The sequence below is a fragment of the Streptomyces sp. NPDC104226 genome (assembly GCF_055584085.1).
In genome coordinates this window covers 593,625-609,209 of sequence record NZ_JBVJMS010000002.1, presented here as the reverse complement: position 1 = coordinate 609,209, position 15,585 = coordinate 593,625, and the positions used below count along the sequence as shown (strand labels likewise).

Genomic DNA, 15,585 nt, shown 5'->3' with positions numbered 1-15,585 from the left:
GCGAGGTCAGAGGACCAGGGACAGCAGCAGGACGAAGCCCAGGCCGACCACCGAGATGATGGTCTCCATCACCGACCAGGTCTTGAGGGTCTGGCCGACCGTCATGCCGAAGTACTCCTTCACGAGCCAGAACCCGGCGTCGTTGACGTGGCTGAAGAACAGCGACCCGGCTCCGATGGCGAGCACGAGCAGGGCGGTCTCGGTGGAGGACATGCCCGCCGCCAGCGGGGCCACCAGGCCGGCCGCCGAGATGGTGGCCACCGTGGCCGAGCCGGTCGCCAGGCGGATGGCCACCGCGATGAGCCAGGCCAGCAGGAGGGTGGGTATCGCCCAGTTCTCCGACAGGTCCATGATCATCTGGCCGACGCCCACGTCGATCAGCGTCGCCTTGAAACCGCCGCCCGCACCCACGATCAGCAGGATCCCCGCGATCGGGGCCAGCGACTTCTCCACCGTCGAGGACAGCCGGGCCTTGGTGAAGCCGGCCGCCCGGCCGAGGGTGAACATGCCCACGAGCACCGCCGCGAGCAGGGCGATCAGCGGCGAGCCCGCCACGTCGGTGACCCGCTGGACCGCGTTGGCCGGGTCGTTGACCACGATGTCGACCAGGGCCTTCATCAGCATCAGGACCACGGGCAGCAGCACGGTGAAGACCGTCGCCGCGAAGCGCGGCCGGTGCTCCAGCTCCTCCGAGGGCCGCTGCGGGACCATGTGCTCGGGCGCCGGGATGTCCACCCACCGGGCCGCGTACCGGGAGAACAGCGGACCCGCGATGACGACGGTCGGGAGGGCGACGAGCACGCCGAGCGCGAGGGTGAGGCCGAGGTTGGCGTCCAGGGCGTCGATGGCGACCAGCGGCCCCGGGTGCGGCGGGATCAGCCCGTGCATCACGGACAGGCCGGCCAGCGCGGGGATACCGATCCGCATGAGCGAGTAGTTGCCCCGCTTGGCCACCAGCAGGACCACCGGGATCAGCAGCACGATGCCGACCTCGAAGAAGAGCGGGAGGCCGATCACCGAGGCGATCAGCACCATCGCCCACGGCATGGCCCGGCCCTTGGCGCGGGCCAGGATGGTGTCCACGATCTCGTCCGCGCCGCCCGAGTCGGCGAGGAGCTTCCCGAGGATGGCGCCGAGCGCGATGAGCACGCCGACGCCCGCGACGGTGGAGCCGAGCCCGGCCGTGAAGCTGGCGACGGTCTTGGCCAGGGGAGCACCGGCGAACACCCCGAGGGCGAGCGAACCGAGCGTCAGCGCCAGGAAGGCGTGCAGCTTGAGGCGGGTGATGAGCAGGACGATGACGGCGATGCCCGCGAGGACGGCTATCCCCAGCTGGGTGTTGCCGGCCGAGGTGATCGGCTCGGTGGCGGCCGCTGCCAGAGTCTCGACGCTGAGACTGGTCACGGTGACGGTTCCTTCGTTCTTGCGGCGTACGTGCGGGCAAGGGGCGGAGCGGGGGACCGGGTTGGAGCCCGGGTGGCGGCCCGTGCGCTCATGCGGCCGGGGCCGGCAGGCGGTGCAGTGCGGCCAGGGCCCGTGCGGTGATCTCTTCCGGGGTCCCGGACACGTCGACGAGGACGCCCAGTTCGTCGCCCTGGAGCGGCTCCAGAGCGGCGAACTGCGAATCCAGCAGCGTGGTGGGCATGAAATGCCCCTTGCGCGCGGCCATCCGCTCCTCGATCAGCGACCGGTCGCCGGTGAGGTGGACGAAGACGGTGTCCGGGGCCACGGCCCGGAGCCGGTCCCGGTAGGCCCGCTTGAGGGAGGAGGCGGAGACGACCCCGCCGCCGACACCGGCCCGGTTGCGCATCCACTCGCCGATCGAGTCCAGCCAGGGCCGGCGGTCCGCGTCGTCCAGGGGGACGCCGGCGGACATCTTGGCGACGTTGGCCGCCGGATGGAACGCGTCGCCCTCCGCGTAGGGGAGGGCGAGCGCGTCGGCGAGCAGCCGGCCCACGGTCGTCTTTCCCGTCCCGGCCACACCCATCACCACAATGACGCGCGTCATCGCGCACCTCTTTTTCGTTCTTCTCGTCGTGCTTCGTCCTCGTTGACGTCGGCCCGAAGGCCTGGGCACCACTGAATCGCATTACGTAGTACTTATTCAAGGTCTGCTCGGTAAAACATCACATCTTTTGTCCCTCCGGGCGTCACCGTACGCTTACGCCATGACCACTGAAGGGCCGGGCGGACCGGACGGGCCGGGAGGCCAGGGGCTCCACTCCCGCGTACTGGACACACTCGGCCTGGCGATCACGGCGGGGGAGCACCCGCCCGGCAGCGTGCTGCGCACCGACGAGATCGCCGAACGCTTCGGCGCCTCGCGGACCGTGGTCCGCGAGGTGGTCCGCGTACTGGAATCGATGCAGCTGGTCGAGTCCCGCCGCCGGGTCGGCGTCACCGTCCGCCCCACCGAGGAGTGGAACGTCTACGACCCGCGCGTCATCCGCTGGCGCCTCGCCGGCGCGGACCGCCCCCGGCAGCTGCGCTCACTCACCGTGCTGCGCTCGGCCGTCGAACCGGTCGCTGCCGGACTCGCGGCGGCCCGCGCCACCCCGGAGCAGTGCGCCGACCTCACCGAGGCGGCCCTGGGCATGGTCCGCACCTCACGCGGCCACCAGCTCGACGAGTACCTCCACCACGACATCGCCTTCCACCGGATCGTGCTCAACGCCTCCGGCAACGAGATGTTCGCGCGGCTCGGCGACGTCGTCGCCGAGGTCCTGACCGGGCGCACCCGGCACGCGGTGATGTTCCACGACCCCGACCCGGCGGCCGTCACCCTGCACGTGCGGGTGGCCGAGGCCGTACGGGAGGGGGACGCGGCCGCCGCGGAGGCGCTGACCCGGCAGATCGCGGTCGGCGCGCTGGAGGAACTCGACGTGCTCGCCCCGTAGATGCGGGACCGGTCCGGGTCCCCCCCCAGGTACGCCCTAGTCGCGCACCCGGGCGTTCACCGGGGGATGCACGCCGGAGCCGTCCACGGCGTCCACGCCGTCCGTGCCGCCGGAGCCGTTCGCTCCCAGGCCCGCGAGCAGGCGCAGGCCGTCCTCGGCGGGGCTGCCGGGGGCTGCGGACAGCACCAGCAGCTCCATGCCCGACTCTCCCGGCAACGCGAAGTTCTCCTGGTGCAGTTCCAGCAGTCCGACCAGCGGGTGCCGGTACGTCTTGCGTCCGTGGGTGCGGGCGCGCACGTCCGCACGGGCCCACAGCCGGCGGAAGCGCTCGCTGCCCATGGCCAGTTCGCCGATCAGCGAGGCCAGGCCGGGGTCGTCGGGGTACTGGCCCGCGGCCAGGCGCAGGTGCCCGACCACGTCGAGGGTGCAGTGCTCCCACTCCGCGTACAGGCCGTGCTCGCCCTCCTCCAGGAAGAGGTTCCGGGCGATGTTCAGGCCCGGCACCGGCCGGCCGAAGAGGAGTCCGGCGAGGCCGTTCCCGGCCAGCACGTTCAGCCGGTGGTCCATGATCAGCGCGGGTGCACCGGCGACGAGGTCGAGGACGCGCAGCACTTCCGGGCGGATCCTGCCGCCCGGCGCCTTCGCGCGGCGGCGGCGCTGCCGGGCGAGCCGGTCGAGGTGCTCCCGCTCGGTCTCGTCGAGGCCGAGGACACGGGCGAGCGCGTCGAGGACCTGCTCGGAGGGCTGGGTCGCACGGCCCTGCTCCAGGCGCACGTAGTAGTCGACGCTGACACCCGACAGGTGGGCGACCTCCTCGCGGCGCAGGCCTTCGACCCGGCGGCGGCTGTCGGCGGGTATGCCCACGGCCGCCGGGTCGACCCGCGCGCGCCGGGTCCGCAGGAAGCCCGCAAGATCGTCCATGGGCCCAGTATGACCGCGGCGGCGCCCGCGAGGGTGGCCCTGCCGGTACCAGGAAGTCCGGTCCGACGGAAGGCGCGCCCCTGAACAGCGGGCGCCGCGGGGCGCAGGATCGACGCATCCGATCCCGAGGAGTTCCCGTGAAGACGCTGATCGTCTACGCCCACCCCGAGCCGAAGTCGCTCAACAGCTCGCTGAAGGACCTGGCTGTGTCCACGCTGGAGGGCGCCGGACACGAGGTGCGGGTGAGCGACCTGTACGCCATGAACTGGAAGGCGGTCGTGGACGCCGAGGACTACGGCCCGCACGCATCGAGCCCGCTGAAGGTCGCCCTGGACTCGGGCCGGGCCTTCGAAGCCGGGGTGCTCACCCCGGACGTGCGCGCCGAGCAGGAGAACCTGCTGTGGGCCGACACGATCATCTTCCAGTTCCCGCTGTGGTGGTACTCGATGCCCGCCATCCTCAAAGGCTGGGTGGACCGGGTGTTCACCTACCGGTTCGCGTACGGAGTCGGCGAGCACAGTGACACCAAGTACGGGGAGCGCTTCGGCGAAGGCACCCTCGCGGGCCGCAGGGCCCTGCTGTCGGTGACCGCGGGCGGCCCGGAGTCGCACTACGCGGCGCGCGGGATCAACGGCCCCATCGACGACCTGCTGTTCCCGATCCACCACGGGATCCTGTACTACCCCGGCATCGAGCCGCTGCCGCCGTTCGTGCTGTACGGAACCGACCGGATGGGCGCAGAGGGCTACGCGGACGTGGCCAAGGCGTGGGTGGAGCGCCTGCTCACGCTGGAGTCGACCGAGCCCATCGCCTTCCGGCGGCAGAACTTCGGCGACTACGAGATCCCCTCGCTGCACCTGAAGGAGGGGCTGGAGCCCGCGGGCCGCGGGGGCTTCGGACTGCACGTGCGGTGACCGCGGACCGCGGGGTGGACGGGGTGGCCGTGCCGGCCGGGTCGGGCCGGGGTGGCGGTGCGGGTGCCCCCGCCGTCCGGCGTACGCGTACCGCGTGTCGTTGGACCAACTCGTTGACGCTGCGGCGGAATGAGCGTTTTTGATCTTCATCGGACCCGCTTCCGGGAGATGCTCCCCCTCGCTTCGGCCGGAGCAGACGACCATTTCCGTGCGGCGAAGGGGTACTCGCATGTCTTCCACAGCAAGAACCGGACGAAGGGCCCGGCTGGCCGGGGGCCTGGTCCTGCCGGTGGCCGTTGCACTGGGCGGATTGGCGTCCCCGGCGGTGGCGCTGGCCTCCGGCGGTGAAACGGTGGCCTCCGGCGGTGGTGTGGTGTCGGCCCTCGAGGGTGCTGCGGTGGCCTCCGGCGGTGGTGTGGTGTCGGCGCCGCCTTCGGGCGGTGGCGCGGACCCGGCGCAGGGTGCGGTGAACGCTCCGCAGTCGCTGCGGGCCGTCGGCGCCCCGGGGTCGGGCCCCGGCGGCCCCGACGCCAACTGTGCGCGGCCGCGCGCCGAGGCGGCCTCCGAAGGCGGCCACCCGTGCCCGGCTCCGGCCGGGGCGCAAGGTCCAAGGGGCCCGAAGGGTGCCAAGGGCGAGAAGGGCGGCGCCGGACCCAAGGGCGACGCGGGCCCTCCGGGTCCCAGGGGCGAGCCGGGCGGTAAGGGGAGCACCGGCGCCAAGGGCGATGCCGGTCCGCCCGGGCTCAAGGGGGAGCAGGGCGCCAAGGGTGATGCCGGTCCGCCCGGGCTCAAAGGGGAGCAGGGTGAGAAGGGGGTCGCCGGGCCCAAGGGAGACCGGGGGGCCGTCGGGCGGAAGGGGGATGCGGGGCCCAAGGGGGATGCCGGGCGGACCGGAGACGTCGGGGCGGCCGGGCCGCAGGGGCAGCAAGGGGCCGCGGGGCCGGCCGGGCCAGCGGGCGCGCAGGGGCTGCCCGGGCTTCCCGGCACCGCCGGCCCGCAGGGGGTCGCGGGACCGCCCGGGCGGCAGGGCGCACCGGGCCCGACCGGTGCCACCGGGCCGCTCGGCCCGCTGGGACCGGCTGGACCGCAGGGGGTGCCCGGCCCGTTCGGGCCCTGCGCCTCGGTGGACAACCAGATGCCCAACAACTCCGAGGAGTTCGCACTCGTCCTCAAGGACGGCAAGACCTACCTCGGCCGCCGCACCCGCGACATGGCGGGCCAGTGGGGCGACTTCAGCTGGACCGACCTCACCGTGGCACCGGTCACCGGCTACCCCGCCGACGTCTGCACGGTGGCCCTGGCCATCAACGGCAACGACGTGAAGGTCAAGGCCATCACCAAGACGGGCACGCTTTACCACACCCACTGCGGGACCAACGGGCGCGCCGTCACCTGCGACGCACCCTGGGCGCCCGTGCACCCGCAGCCCGGAACGGTCCCGCCCCCGCCCCCGGCGGCCTGATCCGGGACGGAGCAACCGCCTTCGGGCACCCGTCCCGTGCGCCACACTGGGCGGGTGCTGGGACATGGTGACGGGTACGAGGCCGCGGAATCCGCCTCCTTCGTGGGACGGGCCGGCGAACTGGCCCTCTTGGCAAGGGCTCTGCGTGAGGAACGGCTGATCACCCTGACCGGGCCGGGCGGCGTCGGCAAGACCCGCCTGGCCCGCCGCGCGGCGGCGGGGCTGGGGGCGGGGGCGGACGGCGGTGCCGGCGCCGCCGCACCCGCCTCCTTCCCCGACGGGGTCCACTGGGCCGACCTCTCGCCTCTGCCCGACGAGCGGCTGCTCGTGGCCACCGTGGCCGACGCGCTGGACCTCGCCGACCACACCGCCCGCACCCCGGCCGCAGCAGTGCGGGAGTGGATCGGCGGGCGCCGGCTGCTCCTCGTACTGGACTGCTGCGAGCACCTGGTGACCGCCGTACGAGGCCTCGTACGGGAGCTGCTCGACGCGGCCCCGCACCTCGTCCTGCTCGTCACCAGCAGGCAGCCGCTCGGGCTCGCTGAGGAACGGGTCCTGGACATCGGCCCGTTGCCGCACGCCGTCGACCCGTCCGGCGCCGAGGAGGCCCTCGCCCTGTTCACCCGGCGGGCCGCCGCTGCCGCCCCCGGGCAGGCGCCGCCCTGGACCGAGGCCAGGCTGGCGGCCGCCCGTTCCGTGTGCGCCCGTCTCGAAGGGATCCCCCTCGCGCTGGAGCTGGCCGCCGCCCAGTTGACCGACCACACCGTGGAGGAGCTGGCCGCACGACTGGCCCGCAGGATCGGCCCGCTGTCCGCACCCGGCCCCGCATCCGCACCCGCCCCAGAGGTCGCCTCCGTCCGGCCGCCGCGCCACCGCGCGCTGCGCACCGCCATCGGCTGGAGCCACGAGTGGTGCGCACCGCGCGAACGGCTGCTCTGGCTCCGGCTGTCCGTGTTCGGGGGACCCTTCGACCTGGCGGCCGCACGCGCCGTCTGCTCCGCGGCCCCGCTCACGGAGACCGACGTCCCCCCGCTGCTGGACGCCCTGGTCGCCAAGTCCGTCGTACGCCGGGGCGCGGACGGCTCGTACCGGATGCTGGACACGATCCGGGAGTACGGGGCCATGTGGCGCGACGAGGCGGGGGAGCGCGAGGCACTGCGGGAGGCGCACGCCGCGTACTTCGCGGAGCTCGTGCGCGCCGCCGAACGGGACTGGCTCGGCCCCGCCCAGCGGAGCGGGTACCAGCGCGTCGAGGCGGTGCACGGAGACCTGTGCGCGGCCCTCGACCACTACCTGGCCACCGCCCCGCAGCGGGCCCTCGACCTGGCCGCCCGGGTCGGCTTCTACTGGGCCTGCTGCGGCCACCTGCACGCCGCGCGCGGCTACCTGGAGCGGGCGCTGGCCGCCGCACGGCCCGAGGAGGTGGCCCCGCGGATCCGGGTGCGCGCCCTGTGGGCCCTCGGAGTGACCCTGCTGCTCCAGGGCGAACACGAGCAGGCCCACCGGATCGCCGTCGGCTGCGAGTCCCTGGCCGCGGGGCTCGACGAGGACCCGGACGACGACGGGGGCCCGGCGCTGGACGCCGCGTACCTGCTGGGGCTGAGCCACCTGCTGGCCGGGCGGCCGCTGGCCGCGCGGATCGTCTCCGACAACGCCCTGGAGGCCTTCCCGGGCACCCCCTTCGACTCGGGGCCCCGGATCCGCTGCCACCTCGTACGGGTCTTCGCGCTCACCGGCACGGGCCTGTTCACCGACGCCCGGGCCGAGGCGGAACTGCTGCGCGCCGGCTGCGCCGAGCGGGGCGAACACTGGACCCGGGCCTACGCCGACTACCAACTGGCCCTGATCTGCCTCTTCGAGGGCCGCCCGGCCGAGTCCGCCGTCCACGCCCGCGCCATGCTGGAGAGCAAGCGCGAGCTGGGCGACAGCTTCGGGACGGCCCTGGGCCTCGACCTGCTCGCCGCGGCCCGCGCGGCGACCGGGGACGGGGCGGGCGCGGCGCGCGCGTACGGCACCGGCCACGCCTACTGGCAGGCCGTCGGCCACCCGCAGCGCGGTACGCCCGAACTGGCCTCCGTAAGGGCGGAGTTCGAGCGTACGGCGCGCGGGGCGCTCGGTGACCAGGGGTACGAGGCGGCCTTCCGGGAGGGCCTTCGGCACGGCCACCTCCTGCGCACCCGGCCCCACCCGTACGAGAGCTGAGCCCGGCTACGGGCCGTCGGCTCCCCTGCGGGTCAGCCGAAGTTCGCCGTGATGCGCTGGAGCGGGACCAGCTTGAAGTTCTGGTTGCCGCTCGTGCCCGGGGCGCCGTTGGAGCCGTCCTGGCAGACGAAGACGCCCTGCGGGAAGGCCGGGCCGAGGTTCGCCGCCGAGGCGTCGATGCCGTCGGTGTCCTCGCAGTCGTCGGCCGCCGTACCGCCCGCGACGGAGAAGCGGCCCAGGTAGGCGTGCGTGGTGCGGTCGTAGACGGTGAAGTCGTTGCTGCCCTGGGAGGAGACGTAGATCCGGTTGCCGGCGGCGGTGATGCCCTCGGTGTCGGCCGTGATGTGGCCGGCGGAGCCGGTCGAGTCGAGCTTGGTGCGGGTGGTCCCGGCGGCGGGCTCGGCGCCGTAGATCCAGACGCCGACGTCCTCCTCGCCGAGGTAGAGCTTGCCGGTGGTGTCGTCGGCGTAGCAGCCCTCGACGGCGGAGCCCGCGTCCCACAGGCGCACGGAGGTCGCGGTCACCGAGTCGCCGCTGACCGCGAGCTCCCACTGCTCGACGCGCCCGGAGGTGGAGTTGGGGAAGGCGTACAGCTTCCCGGAGGCCGGGGAGGTGTAGAGGCAGATGCCGTGGGCGGTGACCTCGGTGGGCACGTCCTTCAGCCGCTTGAGCTGCCGGGTCGCCGGGTCGATGCGGTAGATGTGCATCGCACCGTTGCCGCCGGCGGCCTCGTCGTCGGCGGTGACGACGATGTTGCCGCGCAGGTCGACGTTGTTGCCGTAGTCGCCGCTGATCCGCTGGATCCGGGCACCGGTCATGTCGTAGACCTCCAGCGCCCCCTTCTTGTCGGTGCCCACGACGACGGACCTGGCGGGATCCGTGGGATGCACCCAGATCGCCGGGTCGTCGGCGGCGTCGCCGCTGTGCGAGACGGGGGCCGTCTCCACCGTCGCGGAGACGGAGAAGGAGGCCGCCTGCGCGGGCGCGGCCGGGACGGCCAGGGCGGCCAGGACCGCGGCGGGGAGCACTGCTCGACGGGCGGAGACGGTGAAGGACACCGGATTCCCTTCAGGTCGGGGGGTGGACAGGGGGAGGCTAGGCAGGCCCGGGAAGCCCGGCGTGAACGGCACCTGAACCGGGGGCGGCGAAGCCCCGACCGCACACGCAGCCGCCCCCCTCAGTCCGTCCTGGCCGTGCGCGGGGTGGTCTGCTGGACCGCCCAGCCGTTGCCGTCGGGGTCGGAGAAGTAGACGAAGGAGCCCCAGGGCATGTCCTCGATCTCCGTCACCTCGATGCCCCGGCCCTTGAGGTCGGCGAAGGCCTCCTCGATGTCCGCGACGACGACCTGCATGTTGTCCAGCGAACCCGGTGTCATCCGGGTCAGGCCCTTGCCGATGGCGATCGAACAGGCCGAGCCCGGCGGGGTCAGCTGGACGAAGCGGATCTCCTCGCTGACCGTGATGTCGTGGTCGGCGTGGAAGCCGATGCGTTCGTAGAAGGCCTTGGCCCGGTCGATGTCGGTGACCGGTACGGCAACCAGTTCCAGCTTGATGTCCATCGGCTTCCCCTGACTCCGGTGTCTGCGTGGTTCCGGGCGGCCGGTGCCGGCCGCCCCGTTGGCCATCATCCGCCGGAGACCGCCGCCGCGCCGCCCGGGACGGCCTGCGCCGTCGGCGTGTCCCCGTCCTGGCCGGCCCCCGCGAACTGGGTCCGGTACAGCTCCTCGTACCGTCCGCCCGCCGCCAGCAGCTCGGCGTGGGTGCCGCGTTCCACGATCCGGCCGTCCTCCACCACCAGGATCAGGTCGGCCGCCTGTACGGTCGACAGCCGGTGCGCGATCACCACGGCGGTCCGGCCCGACAGGGCCTCGGCCAGGGCCTCCTGGACGGCCGCCTCCGAGGTGGAGTCCAGGTGGGCGGTGGCTTCGTCCAGGATCACCACCCGCTGGCCGGCCAGCAGCAGCCGGGCGATGGTCAGCCGCTGGCGCTCCCCGCCGGAGAGCCGGTAGCCGCGCTCACCGACGACCGTGTCCAGCCCGTCCGGGAGCGAGGCCACGAGCCCGTCGAGGCGGGACCGGCGCAGGGCCTCCCAGATCTCGTCCTCGCCCGCCTCCGGGCGGGCCAGCAGCAGGTTGGCCCGTACCGACTCGTGGAAGAGGTGGCCGTCCTGCGTGACCATGCCCAGCGTGGCGCGCAGCGAGTCCGCGGTGAGGTCCCGTACGTCGATCCCGCCGACGCGGACCGCGCCCTCGTCCGTGTCGTACAGCCGGGGCAGCAGCTGGGCGATCGTCGACTTGCCGGCGCCCGAGGAGCCGACCAGGGCGATCATCTGCCCGGGCTCGGCGCGGAAGGACACCTCGTGCAGCACCTCGGTGCCGCCCCGCACGTCGAGGGTCGCGACCTCCTCCAGGGAGGCGAGGGACACCTTGTCGGGGGAGGGGTAGCCGAAGGAGACCCTGTCGAACTCGACCGCCACCGGCCCCTCGGGCACCCGGCGGGCGTCCGGCTTCTCGGCGATCAGCGGCTTCAGGTCGAGGATCTCGAAGACCCGCTCGAAGCTGACCATCGCGCTCATCACCTCCACCCGCGCCCCGGCGAGCGCCGTCAGCGGCGCGTACAGCCGGGTCAGGAGCAGGGCGAGGGCGACCACCGAGCCCGCGTCCAGGGTGCCGGCCAGTGCGTAGTGGCCGCCGAGCCCGTACACGAGCGCGAGGGCCAGAGCGGAGACCAGGGTGAGGGCGGTGATGAAGGCCGACTGGGCCATCGCCGTCCGGATCCCGATGTCACGCACCCGGGCGGCGCGCGCCGCGAACTCGGCCGACTCCTCGTCGGGCCGCCCGAACAGTTTGACGAGCGTGGCGCCCGGCGCCGAGAAGCGCTCGGTCATCTGCGTGCCCATCGAGGCGTTGAGCGCCGAAGCCTCCCGCTGCAGGGCCGCCATCCGCACGCCCATCCGGCGGGCGGGCAGCACGAACACCGGAAGGAGCACGAGGGCCAGCAAGGTGATCTGCCAGGAGATGCCCAGCATGACGGTCAGGGTCAGCAGCAGCGTCACGGTATTGGACACCACCCCCGACAGGGTGTTGCTGAACGCGCGCTGCGCACCGATCACGTCGTTGTTGAGCCGGCTGACCAGGGCCCCGGTGCGGGTCCGGGTGAAGAAGGCCACCGGCATCCGCTGCACGTGGTCGAAGACCGCCGTCCGCAGATCCAGGATCAGCCCCTCACCGAGGGTGGACGACAGCCGGCGCAGGACGAGCCCCAGACCCGCCTCCGCGACCGCGATCAGCGCGATGAGCAGGGCGAGGCGGGTGACCGTACCGCCCTCGCGGCCGTCGACGATCGCGGTGACCACGCGGCTCGCGAGCACCGGCGTGGCCACCGCGAGCAGCGCGGTCACCACGCTGAGCAGCAGGAAGAACGTCAGCCCGCGCCGGTGCGGGCGGGCGAAGGCGGCGATCCGGCGCAGCCCGGCCCGCGAGAGCGGGCGCCGGTCCTGCTGGGCGTTGATCGCGCTGTGGAGCGAGGTCCAGGCGGTGACTTCCATATCCATGAGAGGAACGGTAGGACCTCGACCAAGGTTGAGGTCAAGGGGTGGAGGCGTGCGTGCCGCACGGGAGCCTGGTAGCCGCGGGCGGCTACCAGGCGGTGCGGATTACTTCCTCTTGTACTCGCCGAACAGGTCGACGATCAGGTCGGTCGGCTCCCAGCCGCGGTTCCAGAAGTCGACGATGTCGTTGTTGCCGGTGCCCGCCTGGACCAGGTTCGCGACGGTCGTGGCCTTCGTCCAGTTCAGGACCGAGGTGTTCGGCGGGGTCGGTCGCTTCGCCGTGCCATTGAGGTAGTCGTTCTTGGTGTTCGGGTCGGGGGCGACCGTGAGGTGACCGGCACTCCCGGTGTTGGTCACCGTGGTGTTCACGACGAGGGCCTCCAGGCCGCTCGCGCCCCAGCGGATCTGCTTCTCGTAGTCGAGCGCCTGGAGGGGCCAGCCGTAGGCCCGGGTGTCGGTCAGGCGCTCGGGCTTCACCGGCAGGTAGGCGGCCTCGCCGTCGGCGCCGTAGTAGCCGGTGACGTCCACGACCACGTTGGAGTTCCCGAAGGAGGCGTGGCGGATGCTGATCCTGCCGTCCGCTCCGACCGGAACGATCACCGCGTTGGCGACGGTCTGCCCGGCGGTGAAGTTCACACTCGAGGTGGACGGAGCCTGCCCGCCACCCGGGAAGACGGTCAGGTGGCCCTCCTTCCCCGGGTCGACCACGGTGACGTTGAGGGACACGGCCGTCACGCCGGTGGTCGGCAGCCCGGCCGCTCCGGCGACCTGGACGCCGAAGGTCTTCTGGGGGCCGGGCGCGCCCATGGGCGCACCCAGCGACTGGCGGGTGTCGACGAGCCGGGTCGGCTCCACGGAGGTGAAGCCGGCGGCGGCGGTCCGGCTGAAGTAGCCGGTCACGTCGGCGATCAGGTCCACCGAGCCCCAGCTGCGGTTGGCCAGCTCCACGTACCCGTCCTCGCCGACCGGCACGATCGCCAGGTTCGGTACGGTCTGGCCCTTCACGAAGTTGACGTTCGACGTCGCCGGACGCTCGGTGCCGGAGGCGTACGCGATGACGTGCCCGGCGGTCGCGGCGTTGGTCACCGTGATGTTGAGGGCCACGGCGGTCACCCCGGCCGGGATGGAACCACTGCCGGCGATCTTCACGCGGGTCGTGCCGTTGGCTCCGACGGGGCGGCCGGCGGCGGTCCCCGTACCGGTGCCGTCACGGGTGTCCAGCAGGCGGGTGGGGGCGTGCGGGGTGAACTCGGAGCCCTCCATCACCAGCGTCTCGGTGGTGACGGCGGTCTCGCCGCCGGGTCCGGTCGCCTTGATCGTGATGGTGTGGGCGCCGGCGCGGGCGTAGGTGTGATCGGCGTACACGATGTTCTCGACGAGGCCGAAGTCCGTGGTGACGACGCCGTCGCCCCAGTCGATGTCGTACCGGACGACGCCGTACGTCAGGTCGGTGCTGACGCCGGTGGCCAGCCCGGCGGAGAGGGCGTCGGAGGTGCTCGTGCCCATCGACACGTCGAAGTACGTGCTCTGCCGGGCTCGCGTGCCCGGGCCGGACGCGGCCGAGGACCGGGCCTTCGCGGCCGCTTCCTTCGCGGCTATCTCCTTCGAGACGGCCTTCCCGGCTGCTTCCTTCGCGGCCGCGGTCCCGTCCGACGGGCCCTTCGCGGCCGGCGCGGGCGCAGTGGGCGCAGGCGTCGGCGCGGCCAGGGCGGTGACGGGTACGAAGCCGACGGACGCCGCGGCGACGGCGGCTGAGATCATGACACGGTGACGGAACACCGGCCCCCCAAATCCAAGCATGTTCACCATTGCAAAATTTCGTGATCAGATTACCTGTTCGCAGGTGGGGGCCGTGCCGCCGGTCCCACCGAAGCCCCGTCAGTCGAGGCAGAAGATGTTGTCCTCGGGATCGGTCATCACGATGATCCCCTCGTTCTCCTCGTCGGACTCCAGGCGGTACAGCCGCTTCGCGCCCAGCTTCTCCAGCCTCGCCGCGTCCACCTCCAGCACGGCCATGCGCTCGTCCCCCTTCAGGCCGGGCGCCGAGCGCACGTCCAGGTGCAGGCGGTTCTTCGCCTCCGTCCTGGCCTCCGGGACCCGCTGGAAGTAGAGCCGCGGCCCCTTGCCGTCCGGATCCGAGATGGCCGCCCAGTCGGCGGAGCCCCCCGTCGGCTGGACGCGATAGCCCAGCGCCTGAGCCCAGAACTCCGCCTGCGCGCCCGGATCGGCGCAGTCGTACGTCACCTGGATTTCCTTGGCCATGTGGCCTCCGACCATTCGAAACCTGTCCACCGGGGCCAGTTGGCACCAGCGCAGGACGATAGTGGATCAACCGTCGCTCGTACGAGGGATTTTCGCACCCCTCGTCCGTGTCGGTGCCCGGTGCCAGAATCGGCCCATGACGCAGGGATCAGAGCCCTTCACGCACTCCGGCCGGCCCACCGGCGACACCGTTCTCTCCCGCTTCGAACGCTGGGCCCGCGACACCCCGGGAGCCCAGGCCGTGGCCGCGGGCACCGAGAGCCTCACCTACGGGCAACTCGACGCACGCGCCAACCAGTCGGCCCGCCACCTGCTCGACTGCGGACTGCCCGAACGGGCCGTCGTCGCCGTGTGCTCCGCCCCGCGAGCCGAGCTCCTCGTCCTCCTCCTCGGCATCCTCAAGGCCGGCGCCGCCTACACCGTCATCGACGTGGAGAACCCGCGCACCGGGCAGCGCCAGCTCGCCGCCGCCCGCCCCTTCGCCCTGCTCGCCGACGCCGCCGACCAGGCCCGCCTCGACGACGGCGGCGACCTGCGGGTGATCCGCACCGACGGTCAGTACGCGGTGGCCACCGCCGGGTTGTCCACCGACCCGCCGGACCGGGCACCGCGGGGGGACACGGCCGCCGTGCTCTTCACCGGGGGGACGGACCGGCGGGCCGTCCCGCTCTCCCACGAACGGTTCCTCGCCGCCCACGAGGGCTGGGCCGGCGTCGCGGGGCCGGTACCCGAAGACCGGCACCTGATCACCGCCGCCCCGGACCTCACCGGCTTCGCCGCGGGATGGACGCGGGCCCTGTGCGAAGGCGGGGCCCTCGTCCTGCCCGAAGCCCCGCGCTGGACCCCGGAGTCGCTGCGCCGCGCCGTCGACGCCGAGCGGGTCACCGTCCTGCACACCGACCCGGGCGCCGCCACTCAGCTCCTCGTACGGGACGGGGAGGCCTCCCTGTCGCGGACCCTGCACCGCCCCGACGGGGGGCTGCGGTCCCTGCGCATGGTCACGGTCTCCGGAGACCGCCTCTACCTCGACGAGCAGGCCGCCCTCCTCGCCCGGCTGCGGCCCGGCGCCCGGCTGCTCAACGTCTACGGGCCCACCGAAGCGGCGGGCCTCGGCGCCCGCTTCGAACTCCCGCAGCTCGCGGCCCCCTTGGACGGGGCCGAGGAGCTCTCGCTCATCGGAACCGCCTTCCCGGGCTGCCGACTGGACGTACGGGACGGGGAGATCCACCTCGCCGTGCCCGGTGGCGGCGCACCGATCCCGACCGGTGACCTCGGAGTGCTCCGCCCCGACGGACTGCTCGCGTACGGCGGCCGGATCCGCGACCGGCTCACGGTGGACGGCAAGGCCCTCGACCCGCATCCCGTCGAGGCCGCGATC

Annotated in this window: 12 protein-coding genes and 1 pseudogene; 5 read left to right on the top strand and 8 right to left on the bottom strand. The window is 73.1% G+C overall.

The genetic code is table 11. From position 1 onward, the window contains the following. Nucleotides 1–6 precede the first annotated feature (6 nt). Entirely contained in the window at nt 7–1,404 is a 1,398-nt protein-coding gene (locus tag ACZ60J_RS08075) for a GntT/GntP/DsdX family permease (RefSeq protein ID WP_469679675.1), read from the bottom strand. An 88-nt stretch (nt 1,405–1,492) separates the two neighbouring features. Then, nucleotides 1,493–2,008, bottom strand: a complete 516-nt coding sequence (locus ACZ60J_RS08070) for a gluconokinase (RefSeq protein WP_469679673.1) — start codon at nt 2,006–2,008, stop codon at nt 1,493–1,495. Nucleotides 2,009–2,168: 160 nt separating this feature from the next. On the opposite strand from ACZ60J_RS08070, the gene ACZ60J_RS08065 reads away from it, so the two are divergent. Further along, a complete protein-coding gene (locus ACZ60J_RS08065; protein ID WP_469679671.1) occupies nt 2,169–2,897 on the top strand; it encodes a FadR/GntR family transcriptional regulator in 729 nt (242 codons plus the stop codon). Nucleotides 2,898–2,933: 36 nt separating this feature from the next. Here ACZ60J_RS08065 and ACZ60J_RS08060 read toward each other — a convergent pair whose 3' ends face one another. Further along, nucleotides 2,934–3,818: a helix-turn-helix transcriptional regulator gene (locus ACZ60J_RS08060; RefSeq protein ID WP_469679669.1), complete on the bottom strand. Its 885-nt coding sequence runs from the start codon at nt 3,816–3,818 to the stop codon at nt 2,934–2,936. A 137-nt stretch (nt 3,819–3,955) separates the two neighbouring features. Here ACZ60J_RS08060 and ACZ60J_RS08055 point away from each other — a divergent pair, with 137 nt between their 5' ends. From ACZ60J_RS08055 to ACZ60J_RS08045, 3 genes are all read left to right on the top strand, one after another. Continuing rightward, nucleotides 3,956–4,732 carry an NAD(P)H-dependent oxidoreductase gene (locus ACZ60J_RS08055; protein WP_469679667.1) on the top strand — a complete coding sequence of 259 codons (777 nt, stop codon included), beginning with the start codon at nt 3,956–3,958 and terminating at the stop codon, nt 4,730–4,732. Nucleotides 4,733–4,961: 229 nt separating this feature from the next. Continuing rightward, entirely contained in the window at nt 4,962–6,194 is a 1,233-nt protein-coding gene (locus ACZ60J_RS08050) for a collagen-like domain-containing protein (RefSeq protein ID WP_469679666.1), read from the top strand. A gap of 54 nt (nt 6,195–6,248) precedes the next feature. After that, on the top strand, nt 6,249–8,396 hold the full coding sequence (locus tag ACZ60J_RS08045; RefSeq protein ID WP_469679664.1) for an ATP-binding protein: 2,148 nt from the start codon (nt 6,249–6,251) through the stop codon (nt 8,394–8,396). Between the two features lie 32 nt (nt 8,397–8,428). On the opposite strand, the gene ACZ60J_RS08040 is transcribed toward ACZ60J_RS08045, so the two are convergent. From ACZ60J_RS08040 to ACZ60J_RS08020, 5 genes are all read right to left on the bottom strand, one after another. Beyond that, a complete protein-coding gene (locus ACZ60J_RS08040; protein WP_469679662.1) occupies nt 8,429–9,454 on the bottom strand; it encodes a phytase in 1,026 nt (341 codons plus the stop codon). Between the two features lie 119 nt (nt 9,455–9,573). After that, nucleotides 9,574–9,954 carry a VOC family protein gene (locus tag ACZ60J_RS08035; RefSeq protein WP_469679661.1) on the bottom strand — a complete coding sequence of 127 codons (381 nt, stop codon included), beginning with the start codon at nt 9,952–9,954 and terminating at the stop codon, nt 9,574–9,576. 65 nt (nt 9,955–10,019) lie between these two features. Further along, on the bottom strand, nt 10,020–11,948 hold the full coding sequence (locus tag ACZ60J_RS08030; RefSeq protein ID WP_469679659.1) for an ABC transporter ATP-binding protein: 1,929 nt from the start codon (nt 11,946–11,948) through the stop codon (nt 10,020–10,022). Nucleotides 11,949–12,050: 102 nt separating this feature from the next. Beyond that, a complete protein-coding gene (locus ACZ60J_RS08025) occupies nt 12,051–13,706 on the bottom strand; it encodes a hypothetical protein (protein ID WP_469679657.1) in 1,656 nt (551 codons plus the stop codon). Between the two features lie 117 nt (nt 13,707–13,823). After that, a complete protein-coding gene (locus tag ACZ60J_RS08020; protein WP_469679655.1) occupies nt 13,824–14,207 on the bottom strand; it encodes a VOC family protein in 384 nt (127 codons plus the stop codon). Between ACZ60J_RS08020 and ACZ60J_RS08015 the strand changes: the two are divergent. Continuing rightward, nucleotides 14,206–15,417 (top strand): annotated as a pseudogene (locus tag ACZ60J_RS08015) (AMP-binding protein); the annotation flags it as partial. The gene ACZ60J_RS08020 and the pseudogene ACZ60J_RS08015 overlap by 2 nt on opposite strands. Between the last annotated feature and the right edge of the window lie 168 nt (nt 15,418–15,585).

Excerpts from the sequence above, each read along its gene's own strand:
- ACZ60J_RS08070 (WP_469679673.1), bottom strand. The coding sequence starts at position 2,008 with ATGACGCGCGTCATTGTGGTGATGGGTGTGGCCGGGACGGGAAAGACG.
- ACZ60J_RS08065 (WP_469679671.1), top strand. The coding sequence starts at position 2,169 with ATGACCACTGAAGGGCCGGGCGGACCGGACGGGCCGGGAGGCCAGGGG.
- ACZ60J_RS08060 (WP_469679669.1), bottom strand. The coding sequence starts at position 3,818 with ATGGACGATCTTGCGGGCTTCCTGCGGACCCGGCGCGCGCGGGTCGAC.
- ACZ60J_RS08050 (WP_469679666.1), top strand. The coding sequence starts at position 4,962 with ATGTCTTCCACAGCAAGAACCGGACGAAGGGCCCGGCTGGCCGGGGGC.
- ACZ60J_RS08035 (WP_469679661.1), bottom strand. The coding sequence starts at position 9,954 with ATGGACATCAAGCTGGAACTGGTTGCCGTACCGGTCACCGACATCGAC.
- ACZ60J_RS08030 (WP_469679659.1), bottom strand. The coding sequence starts at position 11,948 with ATGGATATGGAAGTCACCGCCTGGACCTCGCTCCACAGCGCGATCAAC.
- ACZ60J_RS08025 (WP_469679657.1), bottom strand. The coding sequence starts at position 13,706 with ATGATCTCAGCCGCCGTCGCCGCGGCGTCCGTCGGCTTCGTACCCGTC.
- ACZ60J_RS08020 (WP_469679655.1), bottom strand. The coding sequence starts at position 14,207 with ATGGCCAAGGAAATCCAGGTGACGTACGACTGCGCCGATCCGGGCGCG.